This window comes from Christiangramia flava JLT2011 (genome assembly GCF_001951155.1).
In the GTDB taxonomy this organism is placed as follows: Bacteria; Bacteroidota; Bacteroidia; order Flavobacteriales; family Flavobacteriaceae; genus Christiangramia; species Christiangramia flava.
Map to the genome: position 1 here is coordinate 3,752,524 of NZ_CP016359.1, position 14,767 is coordinate 3,767,290.

The 14,767-nt window shown below is 35.1% G+C and carries 15 protein-coding genes and 1 pseudogene; all 16 read right to left on the minus strand.

The window, feature by feature from the left end; translation table 11 throughout:
- Position 1: 1 nt before the first annotated feature.
- Complete coding sequence (locus tag GRFL_RS16720; protein WP_083645684.1) at positions 2-1,216, minus strand: MFS transporter; 1,215 nt, start codon at positions 1,214-1,216, stop codon at positions 2-4.
- Positions 1,216-2,556, minus strand: a complete 1,341-nt coding sequence (locus GRFL_RS16725) for an MBL fold metallo-hydrolase (protein ID WP_083645685.1) — start codon at positions 2,554-2,556, stop codon at positions 1,216-1,218. Before GRFL_RS16725 ends, GRFL_RS16720 begins: the two co-directional genes overlap by 1 nt.
- An 85-nt stretch (positions 2,557-2,641) precedes the next feature.
- Positions 2,642-3,247: a class I SAM-dependent methyltransferase gene (locus GRFL_RS16730; RefSeq protein ID WP_083645686.1), complete on the minus strand. Its 606-nt coding sequence runs from the start codon at positions 3,245-3,247 to the stop codon at positions 2,642-2,644.
- A 15-nt stretch (positions 3,248-3,262) separates the two neighbouring features.
- A complete protein-coding gene (locus GRFL_RS16735; RefSeq protein ID WP_083645687.1) occupies positions 3,263-3,580 on the minus strand; it encodes a rhodanese-like domain-containing protein in 318 nt (105 codons plus the stop codon).
- A 23-nt stretch (positions 3,581-3,603) separates the two neighbouring features.
- A complete protein-coding gene (locus GRFL_RS16740) occupies positions 3,604-4,419 on the minus strand; it encodes a sulfite exporter TauE/SafE family protein (protein ID WP_083645688.1) in 816 nt (271 codons plus the stop codon).
- Positions 4,420-4,746: 327 nt separating this feature from the next.
- The gene (locus tag GRFL_RS16745) at positions 4,747-6,150 is read right to left on the minus strand and encodes an alpha/beta hydrolase family protein (RefSeq protein ID WP_083645689.1); all 1,404 of its coding nucleotides are present in this window, start codon (positions 6,148-6,150) and stop codon (positions 4,747-4,749) included.
- Positions 6,151-6,228: 78 nt separating this feature from the next.
- Entirely contained in the window at positions 6,229-6,822 is a 594-nt protein-coding gene (locus GRFL_RS16750; RefSeq protein WP_083645690.1) for a hypothetical protein, read from the minus strand.
- A gap of 6 nt (positions 6,823-6,828) precedes the next feature.
- A complete protein-coding gene (locus GRFL_RS16755) occupies positions 6,829-7,317 on the minus strand; it encodes an RNA polymerase sigma factor (RefSeq protein WP_083645691.1) in 489 nt (162 codons plus the stop codon).
- Between the two features lie 218 nt (positions 7,318-7,535).
- Positions 7,536-8,726, minus strand: coding sequence for a JAB domain-containing protein (locus tag GRFL_RS18255; RefSeq protein WP_236995825.1), 1,191 nt, complete (start codon positions 8,724-8,726; stop codon positions 7,536-7,538).
- A 77-nt stretch (positions 8,727-8,803) separates the two neighbouring features.
- On the minus strand, positions 8,804-9,160 hold the full coding sequence (locus GRFL_RS16765; protein ID WP_083645692.1) for a single-stranded DNA-binding protein: 357 nt from the start codon (positions 9,158-9,160) through the stop codon (positions 8,804-8,806).
- Positions 9,161-9,734: 574 nt separating this feature from the next.
- Positions 9,735-11,636 carry a heavy metal translocating P-type ATPase gene (locus GRFL_RS16770; protein WP_236995917.1) on the minus strand — a complete coding sequence of 634 codons (1,902 nt, stop codon included), beginning with the start codon at positions 11,634-11,636 and terminating at the stop codon, positions 9,735-9,737.
- Between the two features lie 80 nt (positions 11,637-11,716).
- Positions 11,717-12,151 (minus strand): cation diffusion facilitator family transporter, encoded by a 435-nt coding sequence (locus tag GRFL_RS16775; RefSeq protein WP_341475775.1) that lies wholly within the window; start codon positions 12,149-12,151, stop codon positions 11,717-11,719.
- Positions 12,152-12,502: 351 nt separating this feature from the next.
- Positions 12,503-13,066, minus strand: coding sequence for a DUF305 domain-containing protein (locus tag GRFL_RS16780; protein WP_083645694.1), 564 nt, complete (start codon positions 13,064-13,066; stop codon positions 12,503-12,505).
- A 147-nt stretch (positions 13,067-13,213) separates the two neighbouring features.
- A pseudogene (locus GRFL_RS18400) lies at positions 13,214-13,923 on the minus strand (hypothetical protein).
- A gap of 57 nt (positions 13,924-13,980) precedes the next feature.
- Positions 13,981-14,247, minus strand: a complete 267-nt coding sequence (locus tag GRFL_RS16790; RefSeq protein ID WP_236995826.1) for a phosphoribosylpyrophosphate synthetase — start codon at positions 14,245-14,247, stop codon at positions 13,981-13,983.
- 38 nt (positions 14,248-14,285) lie between these two features.
- Positions 14,286-14,765: a nuclear transport factor 2 family protein gene (locus GRFL_RS16795; RefSeq protein WP_083645695.1), complete on the minus strand. Its 480-nt coding sequence runs from the start codon at positions 14,763-14,765 to the stop codon at positions 14,286-14,288.
- Positions 14,766-14,767: the final 2 nt, after the last annotated feature.

Below are 14,767 nucleotides of genomic sequence, written 5' to 3' on the forward strand. Positions count from 1 at the left end.
CCTACGGTTCTGAATTTATTTTTTCAGGCATTCTTAATTTAATTATTCCTGCCGAACATATGGTTATTATACCAATTGAAATAATTGCAAAAGGAACGCCAAGTAGGTCAGCAATAATTCCTGATAGGATCGCTCCAATGGCATAACCCGAATCACGCCAAAATCTAAAAGCACCAATACTTTCAGCACGTTGGGTAGGATTGGTTGCCGTGGCGATTGCGGATAAGAAGGTTGGATACACCAATGCCGTACCTAATCCTAAAATAAAAGCGATAGCCACCATAAATATAAAATCTTCTGTAAATGGCAGAATGAGGATTGCGATCCCCTGTAATAACATTCCCCAGAAAAGTAATCCCTTTTTTGAGTAAATATCAGACATCCTACCGGTAAATAATTGACCTATCCCCCATACGGTAGGGTAAACTGCCGTAATGATACCAATGGATTTCGAATCATAATCTGCCTGCAAAAGAATAATGGGTAACAATCCCCAAATCATTCCGTCGTTCAAATTATTAACCAGTCCTGCCTGGGTAACAGAGCTTAAAGTCCTGTTTCGGAAAGTAGTATCTAAAAAAACATTTTTTAAAGAAGAAGTACTATTACTATCCTTTTCTATTGCTACAAATGTCCTGGTATCTTTTATAAAAAGATAGCTCATTATTAAACCCACCACAGAGATCCCTATTCCAATATAAAAAGGATAAGGTGTGATCCCATACTTATTTGCAACATAGCCAGATAAAAACGCAATTATTCCTACGGCAAGGTAACCCGAGAACTCGTTTAGCCCCATCGCCAATCCACGGTTCTTCTCGCCTACCAGATCAATTTTCATGACTACCGTACTACTCCAGGTTAAACCCTGGTTAATCCCTAAAAGAATATTGGCAAAAATCACCCAATTCCAGGATGTTGCATACATTAAAATAAAAGGGATAGGAATGGCAAACAGCCAGCCGAAAACCAACAAAGGTTTTCTGCCAAACCTGTTGGCAAATCTTCCGGTCATTAAATTAGTAACGGCCTTGGTAATACCAAAGGCCGTTATAAAAGATAGAATCGCAGTATTAGATTCTATACCAAAAATCTCCTGGGCGTATTGGGGGAAGATACTTCTCTCCAGTCCCACCATTCCTCCAACAAAAGCATTTATTAAAACCAGTAAGGAAAACTGTTTCCAGTTTTCCTTTAAGCCAAGTTTTTGGTTCATTAGGATTTATATTTTTTTACATCCTCGCTTAAGTCATAAACCGCAACTTCCTCAATTTCACTTTCTATAATACTGCTACCGGCAGCACTACGATATCCTCCGGCACAATGCACTACCAGGGGCTTATTTTTAGGTAAATCACCAATCTTATTACGTAGTTCATTTAAAGGGATATGATAAGAATTTTCAAAGATTTTAGCCTCAGAAACTTCAGCATCATTACGAATATCTACAATCGTATAGTTTTCTTTATTTTCATCGAAAGTTGCCACATCAAATTTTTCCGAAGAATTTGTAATCTTATCAGATAAAGTAAAAATTCCTTTTAATTGTTTTTCGTAACCAATTTTTGCAAGCCTTTCAAGGATTTCATCCAGTTTATCAATTGTTTCCAGTACTAAATAGAATTGTTCTTCAGGTTCAATAATAGCTCCAAGCCAGGTTTCAAATTTATCGTTTTCACTCCGCGCCATGATATTGATACTATAGGGAAGATGACTCTTTTTATAAATCTGCTCATCCCTGGTATCTACTACAAGAAATTCATCTTCAATATTTTCAACATTTAAATGTATTGGTACTCTATATTTAGCAGCCTGGACATTTTCTGCACCATCCCGATTAAGATCTACGTTGAAACCAAAATAAGAGGGTATAAATGGTTGATCCTTTAAAATTTCAGAAACAAATTCTTCTTCGGTTTGCTTTTTAAAAGCCCAGTTACCCATACGTTCATTGCCTAAAGTACTGCTATTGGCATCACTCATATTCTTACCACATAACGAACCTGCACCGTGAGCAGGATAAACTATAGCCTCATCTGGTAAATCATCGAATTTATTTTGAATAGACTGATACATCATTTGAGCAAGCTCTTTACGCTTTGATTTCGTATTTCCGGCTTTTTCCCTTAAATCCGGACGCCCCACATCCCCAATAAATAAGGTGTCCCCGGTAAATAGAACATGCTCATCCTTATCAAATGCATGAAAGGTCAAACTATCCGGAGAATGCCCAGGTGTGAATATTGGCTTGATGGTAACATCTCCTATGGTAATACTATCCCCTTCATCAAAGCTTTGATGGGGATAGTTTACCCCAACTTTTTCACTGATATAAATAGTGGCTCCCGTTTCTTTATGAATCTGAAGATGGCCGCTTACAAAATCGGCATGCGGGTGTGTTTCCAGGACAGCTACAATCTTAGCATTTTCTTCTTCAGCATATTTATAATACTGGATTGGATTTCTGGCGGGATCAATTAAAGCCATTTCTCCATTACTTACCAGAGCATAAGAAAAATGTGATAATGGATCATCTTTAAACTGTTTTATCTTCATAACTTATATTTTAAATTTCTACTGTAAAATTGCCAAATACAATTGAAACCTACAGTAACAATTGTTACGTGCCTGAATCGCTATGTCAGATTCTTTTTGCAACCATACGAATAACGCTGCTTTTGCCCTGATGATATTCTCCTTCCTTCTGGTTTATTCCTAGCTCTTCAAGATATTGGATTGTTAAACCTGAAAATTCACTTTTCATCTCTTCAATGGAAAATAGCATCTTTAAATCTTTAGGTCCGCCGGAATTGTAACTTAATTGTTTTTTTGAGAATGCTTCAAAAATCAAAACTCCACCGGGCTTTAAAAGATTAATTAAGTGCTGGTGGCTTTTAATCCTTATATCGGCGTCAAAATGAGCATAAATAAGGGCTATCACATCAAATTTTCTATCACTTTGGAAATTTAATACAGAAGAAACCTTGAAATTTATATCCACTTCATTCTTTTGTGCAAGGCGTAAGGCTTTAATTTTTGCCATAGTACTGAGATCAAAGGCAGTCACATCCCAGCCCTGTTTGGAAGCAAAAACAGCATTTCGTCCTTCTCCCTCAGCAGGTAGAAAAATAGATGCTGGTTCTAACTTCTTTAGCTCGTTTTGAAGGAAAACATTTGGTTGTTCCCCATAGGCGTACTCCCGTTCACTATATCTATCTTCCCAGAATTCCTTAGTTTTATCGGTCATCCTATTAAAATAAATCTAGAATACCGGTTTAGAGAGCTCCTTATTCCATTGCATAATACCACCACTAAGATTATACGTTTTAAAACCTTTGGATTCCATAATTTTACAAGCCTGCCCACTTCTGTTTCCACTACGACAGTATATATAATAATTTCTATCTTTATTCAAACCTGTTATCTCCCTTTGAAAAGTGACGGGCTCAAATAGATTAATTAATCTCGCATTAGGTATTATACCATCTTTCCATTCTTTGGGGGTTCGCACATCTATGATCACAGCATTTTTATCCTGTTTGATTTTATGAGCAAAATCATCTGTATTTAAATTTTCCATTTATTTTTAATTTGAATTGTTATCTAATTTTTAACGAAGAATTCCATGTAGAAAATGAATCCGGCCATAAGGAATATAAAGTAACCGAAACCTTTTTTTAAACGGGCTCCATTAATATAATTGCTTAAATAGGAGCCTATAAAAATCCCCGTAAAAGAAAGGGCCGTAATTATACCTAGGAATACCCAGTCTATTTCCATGGTTATGGCATCTCCCAAAAAGAAGCCCAGTAGAGATTTAAAAGCAATTATAATGAGCGAAGTTCCCACCGCGGTCTTCATTTCAATGTTTGCCAAAATGACTAAAGCGGGAATAATAAGAAAGCCTCCCCCGGCACCAATCATTCCTGTAATAGCTCCTACAATTAAACCTTCAACCAGAATTAGCGGATAATTATATTTTACCTCTTTATTTTTTTCCTGGTCTGTATCAGGAGACTTTTTTCGCAACATGGAAAAAGCAGCGGGTATCATAAGCACGGCAAATAACCCGAACATGGCCATCCTTCTGGTAAATTCAAATTCCTGAATAAAAAACAATGTTTCAGGTAAAGCCGGAACCACATAATGCCTAACAATTGTGACACCTATAACAGCAGGAATACCGAAAATCACTGCCGTTTTCCAGTCTACATAACCTTTATAATGTTGTTGAATCCCACCTACCAGGGCACTGGCCCCAACTATAAATAAAGAATAGGCGGTAGCCACCCTCTCCCCCATGGAGAAAAGATATGCCAGCACTGGTACTGCGAGAATAGAACCACCGCCACCTATTAAACCAAGTGAGATCCCTATAATAAGAGAACTTACATAACCAAAAATTTCAAGTAATTCCATTTATCAATTTTTTAATTGACAACAAAATTAACTTTATGCTTTAGTAGCTACAGTAACATTTGTAACAAAGGGTAATTTAGAGAACTACTCAGAAAGTAGAGCAAATAAAAAATAGCAGTAATTTGATGGATGCTTATAGTGAAAGGAAACTAGTTTTATCATTTACAAAAATTAGTTTGTTACAATTCAATTGCTTAAAATTTAATTACTTTCTTTCTAACGCTGCCTTTCAATGGTAATGAACCGTTACCGGGTGTTGCATTTTTCAAATTTTTTGTTTGATATATAAAATGTATCTAATTTTCTAAAATTCTAATGTATGAATCATTAAATCTCTTCTAGAATCCAATCACTGATTTTTTCAAGAACCTTCGGACTCATAGTTTCTTCGATCTCTGGATATTCAGAAATTTGTCCTGTTTTACTTTCCTGGAATAAATGATTTAATCCCTGCATCAAAACAACTTCGTAATTTCCAGATTTACTTTTTTGTAAAGCCTCTTTTACTGGCTTCATATTATATTTTGGAGGTACCTGAGTATCCTTACTTCCATATAAGGCCAAAGCAGGAATGCCAATTTTTGCAATTTCTTCCGCTGGATTATAGTTGTAAAAATATCGGATCCATGGATTTGTTCTGCTTTTTACCAGGTTCTCAATAAATTCATCTTTATTTATGTTTTGAGGTAAAATAGAATTTAATACTTCAGAATCCTGATAAAAAGATTTCAATTCATTTTTTACTATTGTCACATCCTTATCAGAAGCCGCAATCGCAATCGCTTTTACTATATAATCTCTGTATTTTTCTTCATCCTGTACAGGAAAATTTCTGTAATCCAGTGCTTGTTGCAGAGAGACCTTCTTGCCTAAAATTCCTGTGCCCGCCAGCATAACAATGGATGACACATCTTGTGAGCTATTTGCAACTTTTGGTGCGATTATCGCTCCTTCGCTATGGCCTATTAAACCAATGTTACGAGTATCAATATCGGTTCTGTCCTTCAAAAATTCAATGATTTTCAATACATCATTAGAAAAGTCGGCTGTAGTTGCTGTTTCAAAATTTCCAGTGGATTCTCCGACTCCTCTATCATCATACCTTAAAACCGCTATTCCTTTTCGTGTTAGATAATCGGCAAGAACCAGAAAGGGTTTATGTCCCATATAAGATTCATCCCTATCTTGTGGACCACTACCAGAAATCAATATTACCACGGGCGTATATTGATTTGATGAGTTGGGTAAGGTAAGTGTTCCTGCAAGGCTAATATGATCTTCAGAATTATATATTTTCACCTCTTCAACCAGGTACGGATATGGTTTTGAAGGTTCCTGAGGCCTTTTTGGAGTTTCTACCTGTTCTGCCTTTATTTTTTTGATTAGAATTAAAGGAACGATATTCAAGCCTTCCTGAAAGCTGCCTTTTATTTCGCCTGATTCTTCATTAAACATTCCATCGAATTTAAAACCCAGGTTAGAGGCGTTAATGATTAAGTTATTATCGAGAAACGTGGTGGAAGCTGGTTGGAGATTCATTAAACCCTGGCTGGGAATATCTAATTTGGTAAAATGACTTTTATTAGATTCAGAAATTTTGAATATAAATAGCATGGTTTTTCCAGGCTGAACTTCAAGGTTTCCCTGCCAGATTCCTTCAATGTTCTGTGCTAATAGATTATTTCCAAATATTGATAAAATAATGACTAGAGTGATCATAAGTGTTTTCATAATAATGTTCAGTTTAAGGCATAGCTATCCTTCTGCTGAAATTTCAGCTGATAGAAATACGTGTATTGATTTAGGTTTTTAGTTGTTAATTTCAGAGAGTAATTTCTCCGTGGCTTCTAAAGATTTATTGTAGGATCTCAATACCCAAAATGCAAATCCTAAGAAAGCGATTATTGAAATTGGAAATGTAAGTGTCCAGAAATGTTCGGTTTCACTGAGATCAACACCTTTTATTGCTGAAAGTACAGGAATGGCGACTAAAATTAAAAATAGTCCTAGTGAAACATTCAATTTTTGAAACTTTTGAAACCTGATCTTACGTCTCCCAAAATCATTTAAAGTGTCTAGATAGGTTTTTGAAGATATTTTTACTTTCTGCATTCCGTTCAAACTGCTTAAAGAGATTATCGGTAATGTTAGGAGTAAACCAATGGCAATAACCGCAAAGATTTTTTCTGCTAATGGATCTATTTTCATAAAATTCATAATTAAATAGATAGCTCCCAGATAACAGATAATTGTTCCTATAATTTCAGAGTATCTGATCTTATTCAGTTTCGAATAATATTTCTGTTCAGTCACTTTTTCAATAAGATTTTTAGTGAGCAGCTCTTGTTTTTCAACTTGTGCACTCATTCCTTTCCATAAATTTTTCATTTCTTCCAGTTCCATAATATTTTATTTACTGTTTAGCTGTGACTTTAATTTTTTCTTGATCCTTGAAATCTTAGTTCCAACGTTGCTCTTAGTTATTCCAATTATTACTGAAATTTCATCATGACTTTTTCCTTCCAGATATAGTAGAATAATACCTTTCTCCAAAAGGTTTAATTTTTGAATTTGATCATTAAGCAGTTTTAGTTTTTCTTCTTCTGAATTATCCCTGTGGTCGGCAATTCTTTCCACGATAGGATCGATTGTAGTTGTCCCTATTTTTCTATTATTTTTTTTCAAATTATAGATTGCCGTATTCATTGCCACACGGTACATCCAGGTACTTAATTTTGAAAATTCTTTAAAGCTGTCGTAAGATTTCCAAAGTTGAAAAACAATCTCTTGATATAGATCTTCTCTGTCCTGAAGATTTTCTGTATAAAGCAGGGTCACTTTATAAATTAGGCCTTCATTTTCTTCAATTGCTCTTGTAAAATGCTCTTTTTTCTTCATTTAAAAATTAAACTTCTCCTTATTAGTGTATCAAGTTTTGAAAAAATCACACTTTAAAGGATTTTTTTTAATCTAAAGACATTTTTGTAATTGCTGGCAATGGTTTCGGTTAGCGCCAGTTGGCGGAGTAAGGAACGTGGATTTGTCGGCTTAGTTAATTATTTTCTTTCTTACGGTGCCGACTATAAGCGATTAACCCTTGTTGGCTACTGGCATGATTAGTTCTTATCTAAACTGTAAAGAATACTTCTAACCATTTCGGTCCATTCGTCTAAACTTTTGTCTAAAACTTTTCCAAGATCTTCGTATGTATAAGCGAAATATTTATAATTAAAATCTTCTTTCGTTTTATACAAATCCAAATCGTTCTTGATTTTTTTCGTTATCCACTCGGTTATTGTTTCTCTTTTTATTTTTTTTCGCGCGAACAATTCTTTTGAATAATGTTTTTGAGCGAAACCTTCGTTTCTTACTGAGGAATAATAAAAGTCAATATATATCTTATGAATTTCTTTTTTTATAGCTAAAGGAAATTGTTGTTCATATTCCTCAATAATCATTGTTATGTTATTCTCTTCTTCAAAATCGACGCTTCTCAAAAGAGAACCTATCCCATCAAAAAATACTTTTTTCGCTTCAGAGTTAATATTATCAAATTGATCTAAGTAGGTTTCAATGAATCTATTCAAATAAATTTTTGGATCTTCAAATATATATTTTGAAAAATAATCGCTAGGAAGATTTTTTAAAATAGGATTAGAAAAATCTGGGTTGTATAAACGGAAAAATTTAGAACTATTAAAATATGATGGTCTCGATAGAAAGTTTAATTTCAATAGTTTTGAAGCAGTTTCGAATAACTTTTTATATGCTGTAGCTTGTTCATTGATATTTAAATTCTCAAAATTACTTTCGATAATTTCCGCGTCTAAAGATTCATTTGTTACTATTGAATTTCTAAAAAATTTATTGATTTTTTCATTATTTATTTCTAAATCTTCGTCTTTAACTTCCTTTATACTCTCTTTGTAGTCTTTTACGGAAACATATGGTAGGTTATCAAATGATAATTTTTCAATGACAAATTTTAGAAATTTTTGTAGTTCTATTTTTTCTCTAAGTAAAAGAATCACAGAGCAGCTAAGGCTCTTAAGAACAACTGCAAACAGAATTCGCAGATCTACGAGGGTGCCGGTAATCCCACCGGTAGAAACTTCAAAAATACCCTTCACTCTATTGGCATTATTTAAGAGCATAACTTTAAAACATTCCTGCAGTCCTATTTGGTCTTTATTCCACGTGTCAAATAATAATTCTGCCGCACTTACGGAAGAAGTTATTTTAGGTGCCTGTGAGATCTTAAAATTTCCCTGATATTTTATCGATATTTCATTAACTTGTGCTTTCATTTTAATTTGATTTGAAGGGTTGAAATGAAAAAGAGGGCGTTACCGTGAGCAAGTTCCAGCCCTCTTTTATTTAACTGCTAATGAGTATCATTATTAGCATTCCCACCTCCCAGCAAAAGAATTTCACTGGCTACTACTTCGGTTACGTATCTTTTTTCTCCCTCCTTATTTTCATAGGAGCGATTGGTTAGTTTACCTTCAATGGCAATTTCTTTGCCTTTGGCCACATAACTTTCTACGATTTCAGCGGTTTTACCCCAGGCTACGATGTTATGCCATTGAGTATCCTGTATTTTTTCGCCCTTTGAATTTTTATAAAATTCATTGGTAGCAATGGAGAAACTGGCTACTTTTTTACCACTTTCAAGATTCTTGATTTCCGGGGTCTGCCCCACATTTCCGATTAACTGAACTTTGTTTCTAAGCGTTTTCATAATTAAAAGATTTAAAGATTAATAATTGATTTACTTATTATATCCGGAGCTTTTCTTTTTTGATTTTTTTGTTCTATTTCCGGATAATTTTGTTTTTATTGATTTCATCACGTTCTTATTTTGATTTACTTCCTACAGAGCCGTATGCTGTTTCCTTTTTGATGCTGATACATTTTCAGCATATAGAATTAGAGAGGACTTATAAAAGGGCAGACGAAGTCAACCGGCTTATGCAGTCCGGCTAACTTCTATATGCTGGTATTTCGCATTTATAAAAAGGAAAAAACAGTAACGGTTGAGAAGTAAATGGAGAACGGGAAAATGAAAAACAAAACGGAAGAAGAAGAAATTGAAGATATCCTAACCCATAATTACATGTTGTAAATCCGGAAATAGCAAATTTCTGGAATTTTTATCGAAACGAGAAGACATAGAGTCCTTAGGTGTTGATATAAAAACACTTATAGAGATTCATATTTTTGATATTATAATACAAGCAGTCTAATTCATCCAAACCGACTAAATTATCTATATATTTTCGCCCGTTAAAAAAATCTTCAAATAAGATCTAATTTTATTTCCAGTTCATATTCTGCAAACGGATTGCATTGAGGATAGCTAACATTGCAACTCCAACATCTGCAAATACCGCCTCCCACATTGTTGCCATTCCGAAAGCACCTAAGACCATAACGGCTATTTTAACACCAAATGCCAAAGCAATATTCTGCCACACAATTTTTCTAGTGGATCGGCCTATTTTAATGGCCTGTGCGATTTTAGAAGGCTGGTCTGTTTGAATGATGACATCTGCAGTTTCAATAGCTACATCGCTTCCCAAACCACCCATTGCTATGCTAACATCACTTGTTGCAAGGACGGGTGCATCGTTAATACCGTCACCTACAAAAGCAACTTTAACTCCTACCTGTTTTTTTAAAGATTCTACTTCATCGAGTTTATCTTCCGGTAACAATCCACCTATGGCCTGATCTAATCCTATTTCTCTACCAAGCTCTCTGGTAATACAATCCTTGTCGCCAGAGAGCATTATAATTTTCGATATTCCGGTTTTACGAATTTCTTTGATCGCTTGATGTGCATCTTCTTTCAGCTCATCAGCTATAGTGACGTAACCAGCAAAATCACCATCAATAGCCACCAATATTACAGATTCTACAATTTTATTTATTTCAGTTGGAGATATGATATCGTGGGAATCCAATAGTTCTTTATTACCAATCAAAACAGATTTATCTGTAACTATTCCTTTTAATCCCTTTCCTGCAACCTCACTTACCTGGGATGCTTTATAAGCTGAATTATCTTTTTTATAATCCATGATAGCCTTAGCTATAGGATGAGTTGACTGTTCCTCTATCGCCCAGAGGTATTTCATTAATTCTTCTTCCGTAACTTCAGGGCTACTTACAATTTCCTTTATTTTAAACACTCCTTTGGTAAGGGTCCCAGTTTTATCCAACACAACCGTATTTATCTTGGTCATGGTATCCAGAAAAGATGCGCCTTTAAAGAGGATTCCGTTACGAGACGCTGCACCCAAACCTCCGAAATAACCTAATGGGATAGAAATTACGAGAGCACACGGACATGAAATTACCAGAAAAATTAATGCCTTATAAAACCAATCCTGGAATATATAATTATCAACAAAGAAGTAGGGTAGAAAGGTTAGGCCAATCGCAAGGAATACAACTATTGGCGTATAAACCCTGGCGAATTTTCGGATGAATAATTCTGTTTTTGACTTACGGGCTGTGGCATTCTGAACCATATCCAGGATCTGGGCAATTGAACTGTCCTTAAATTCCTTTGTGGTTTCAATTTGAATAACATCATTAAGATTAATGCTTCCGGCAAATACGGTTGAGCCTTTTGCGATAGTATCTGGTTTGCTTTCCCCTGTAAGGGCCGCCGTATTTAAGGAGGCTTTATGAGATAACAGTTTTCCATCCAATGGAACTTTCTCCCCTACCCGAACTTGAATTTTCGAACCAATTTTCACAGATTCAGGTGGCACCGAAACATAATTATTATTTTGATACAGTAAGGCTTCATTAGGTCTTACATCCAACAAGGCCTTGATATTTCCCTTAGCTTTTTTTACAGCAGAAGCCTGGAAAAGTTCCCCTACCGCATAGAATAACATTACTGCTACCCCTTCGGGGTATTGACCTATAATAAAAGCACCAATAGTGGCAATGGACATTAAAAGGAACTCTGTAAAGAAATCCCCATTTTTAATACTTTTCCAACCTTCCTTCATTACAGGTAAACCTACGGGTATATAGGCCACAGCATACCAGAGGATTCTAATCCAGCTGGAAAAACGGGAAAATGTTCCCAGGTAATCTAATAGAATTCCTATAATTAAAAACAGGAAGCTAAAAATAGCTGGAATGTAAACATTAAAACTCGGTTTGTTTGCAACTAATTCTTCCTCATTACCAGCCATACTTCCGCAACAATCTTCTGATTCCTGAATGGAACAGGAAGTTTCTTCTGAAATAACTGAATTCTTTTCTTTCATAACTTCTAATTAGTATCTAATTCCTGATAAGGGTGGTATTCTTTATCTCCAAATTCTTTTTCTATCTGAATGGTAGTATGGGTTATTTTAAATTTATTGCGTAGCTGATTACGGATATCATATAGAAATTGATCTTCATATCCGTTGGGAACTACTAAATGGGTAGAGAGGGCAGTTTCAGTTGTACTCATAGCCCATATATGTAAATCGTGAACGTCCTCTACCCCATCAATATCCATTAAAAATTCCTCAACTTCGTCGATATCAATATTTTTTGGAACCGCGTCTATGGCTATTTTAACCGAATCACGAAGTAGTCCCCAGGAACTATATAAAATAACCAGTACAATTATTAAACTTAGCGCAGGATCTATCCAGTTTAATCCGGTGTATTTGATGACGAGATCACCAAGCAGGCTGACAAAGACTGCGATGGCGATTTATGTAATGTTCTTATTTATAAATTATCATTTTTATTCTGTAACCCTTCTATTTACCCATTCCATTTCTGTGCCTTCCTTACACTGTGCATCTATACTGTCACTGCCAAATTTCTTGATTAACGGGTTTTAAAGATCCGCCATTTCACATTTTAGATGGCTGTAAAATGTAACCGTATCATTGCCTTCATCTGATCTATACTGTAAGCATTTAATTGGTTTAACTTTAAACCTTGCAAGAACCGGATGGGAAAATTGGTTTTATTTGTAGAAGCAGTTGAAAACGAAAACAGCCAATAACCTGTAACCTTTATTTAAAGGCAGCATGCCTATATCAAATGCAGTCATTTGTTAATTTTCAATATTCTTGGTTTCCTCATCTAACTTGCCTTCAAATTTTGGCACAGGTCTATTTCGCCTTTCACTTTCGGTTTCAACAATTCCGTTCTTACGTATATCCTTAATCAACCACTGCATTTCCATAATTTCCCTACGCTGTGCCTTTATGATTTCATCGGCAAGTTTCCTAACCCTGACATCTTTTATTTGAGACCGTTCGCTAGTTAAAATGGCTATAGAGTGATGGGGTATCATTCCTTCCATGTAGTCAACACCTGTAACAGTTACTTGGCTTCGGACTAGCCATATTCCACTTGCAATCAATAAAACACCCAAACCTAAAACCAAAACATTCTTTTTTCGGTCCTTGTACATTTGTAGCATGTACAGCAGCATAATTATGACCATTGACCCGCCCATAATCAGTGTCATAAAAAACCTAGTCTCGCTGTACCAGAAATGATCTATAATCTGATATGAATGCGTGTACATTAAAAAAAACATTGCGACCATTGAGGTTGCAATCATTGCAAAAAATTTACCGTATTTTCCTTTGTTGTTCTGTTTGTTTTCCATTTTGTTTAAATTTAAAATTAAAGATTTAGTTAATGAGTGGTATACACATCGTTAAAAAAAGTAAGCGAGCATCCCTACAAATTTTGTGTATTGATTTTTCTTTTTGTAGTCATTTGAATTTTCCATAGTAGTTAAATTTATAGTTAATTATTTCCGTTTTGTTTTAATTATTTTTCTAATAGTTGGTGAACTGGTGTACCAAAGTAGAAATTCACTTAAAACTGTTATCAAGCCTAAAAGCGAGAAAGCTCTTAGCACTATTGTATTAAAATTATCTAGTCTTTGGTATTCCATCGTATGGGTCATCCAGAGAAAATCGAACCAACGCCAATCGCGATGACGTACTGCTTGAAAAGCTCCATTCTCATTCGCCACGTAGGCTTTTAAATTTTCATCGGTATTATATGAAATCTCATAAGCTGGTAGAGGTCTTCCAAGGTACTCCTGGTGATCGCCTACAGATTCAATCCGTTGTATCTGGTCAAATTCTAAATCGGTCAACATATCGCGTTCTTCCACTTTAATTGCTTCTTGTTCTGTGAACTCTTTTTCCTTGCTTTTGTATGCACATTATAAAGTTCAGGCTCATTAATCCAGTAATCGGATCATCCGCTATTTCAAAAAATTCTAATGATTGAATGGGTTCCTTAATATTTGGTTGAGAACTTCCCAATAAATCTGAAAATGCATTTTGTTCAGGAATCTCTTTTTTTAAAATGATCACCGTGTATTTCATCGATCTCCGTCCAACTGAAATAGATACCGCTTATTGTCCACATCAAAAACTGTATGCGTAGGAAGATGCCCAAATAGCGATGTGCCATTCTAATTTTTAGGACTGTTTTTCTTTTGACCATTTAGCAATCAATTTTTTTGTTCGTAATTGTAGGGCATTCGCAGTTACCGATACCGAACTAAAACTCATTGCCAGTGCAGCTATCATCGTGAGAGTAACAATCCCTTAACTCCTTTTTTGATGAAATGGTGTAAAGACTACTGCTATCATCAGTATTGCTCATTCCTTCAAAACGATGAATCTCATCCACATCGAAATCCTCCGTATGCAACTTTAATTTTAATGCCCTACATTGAATGTGTCCCGTACATAAATTAAAATCATAGGCATAACCATGCTCTTGCAAATAATTAATTATTTGAAAAAGGGTGTCGAATGTTTTCACAGCTACGATTTTTTAAGAAACGTATTCATAAATTCATTTTATTTTACGTTTCTGGAAGACGAATGCATTTTGGTAATCTTCCATTGGCTGTCAATTTTTTTAAGGATTGAGGTTGCCACACCTTTTTTCTTTATTGTTCGACTATTTCCCTTGTCGTCAGGTTTAATGACGATTGTATAAACATATGTTTCGGTAGTGAAGGCGTAGGGTACATCTAACTTGGCATCGATTTCATAATCTGAAAACTCAAATTTTTCGAAATGCCCCAATTCTGGCCCCAAATGATGCTCAATATAATGAGCATAGGTTCCTTCAACACCACCAGATTCAAATACTTCCGATTCTTCTGTAAACAGGTCAAAAGTACCTTCGGTGCTTAAGTTTTGTAGCGCATCCTTGTAGGTTTTCATCACATTTATGACTGCCTCTTTTTCGATATTCGTTTCATTTTGACCATATCCCAATGCTGTTACAATTAGAAATAGTGCTAAGATTGTTTTAAGATTTGATGTTTTCATAA